Raw genomic sequence first — 1,251 nt, 5'->3', positions numbered from 1 at the left:
AGAGGTGGCCCCCTTGTTCGGACAGGAAACAGCGGTTCCTTAGCTTGTCTTTTTCCTCATTAGGCTGCCTTTACTAGTCCCTGATGGTAGCAGCGCTCTGGAGTTGTCCCGTCCAGGCTGCTGTGCGGACGAGTCTGATTGTAAAAGCTGATCCATCTGCCGATACCCTCGCGGGCTTCCGAGCCAGTTTCGTAAGCGTTCAGATACACATTTTCGTATTTGAGCGAGCGCCAGAGACGTTCAATAAACACGTTGTCCAGCCAACGGCCTCGGCCGTCCATGGAGATGCGGATTCCATTGTTCCGCAGGACGTTTGTAAAGGCAACGCTGGTAAACTGACTACCCTGATCCGTGTTGAAGATATCTGGTGTGCCGTATTTTTCCAAGGCTTCTTCCAGGGCCACAATGCAAAAATCCGCTTCCATAGTGTTTGAGAGCCGCCAGGACAATACTTTGCGGCTGTGCCAGTCCATGATGGCGACCAGGTATAGAAACCCCTTACGCATTGGAATGTACGTTATATCCGAGCACCAGACCTGGTTGCTCCGGGCTATGGTCAGGTCGCGCAACAGGTAGGGGTACCGTTTATGCTCCGGGTTCGGCACGCTGGTTTTCGGTTTCTGGTATATTGCCATGAACCCCATCAGCCGCATCAGGCGGCGGACGCGCTTTCTGCCGACGCAGTACCCCAGTGACACAAGATAGCGGCACATTTGCCGCACTCCAAAAAACGGCCATTCGGTGAAAGCCCGGTCGATTTCCTGCATCAATGTGCGGTTTATGGCCGATTCTCCGGCTTTTTCGTAATACAAGCTGGAACGAACGACTTTGAGCAGGCGACACTGCCGGACGACGCTGAGCTGCGCATGGCCCGGATTGACCATGCTTTGCCTGCGGGAGACGCTCACCGCTTCCCCCAGGCCTCGGCTAAAAAATCTCGTTCCACAGTAAGCTGACCGATTTTGGCATGAAGTACCTGGAGTTGTTTTTCCTTTCTGGCCTCTTCGGTCTTGATTTCACCGGCAAAGATGCCCGCGGCCGACTCCTTGAGCTGCTTCACCCATTTGTGGATGAGTGTCTGATGAACGCCGAATTCTGAACTGAGTTCAGCGATGGTCTTATCGCCGGAAAGAGCAGTCAGGGCCACTCGGGCCTTGAAAGCCGGGGCATGATTCTTTCGCTTGGACATGTGTGTTCTCCTCGTCTGGTTGAGTAGCTATCACACCTGTCCGATTTTTGGGGAGCACCTCT

The 1,251-nt window shown here is 54.0% G+C and carries 1 protein-coding gene; it reads right to left on the bottom strand.

Going from position 1 to position 1,251, the window contains the following annotated elements:
* Positions 1–59: 59 nt before the first annotated feature.
* Positions 60–1,189, bottom strand: a protein-coding gene (locus tag ACUZ9Q_RS00005; RefSeq protein WP_209818423.1) for an IS3 family transposase whose coding sequence is annotated in 2 segments (ribosomal slippage) — positions 60–926 and positions 929–1,189 — 1,128 coding nt in all. Because the reading frame shifts where the segments join, the coding sequence is not laid out codon by codon here.
* Positions 1,190–1,251: the final 62 nt, after the last annotated feature.

The sequence above is a fragment of the Desulfovibrio desulfopostgatei genome (assembly GCF_053570645.1).
The sequence above is the reverse complement of the archived record's forward strand: the minus strand, read 5'-3'. Positions and strand labels throughout refer to the sequence as shown.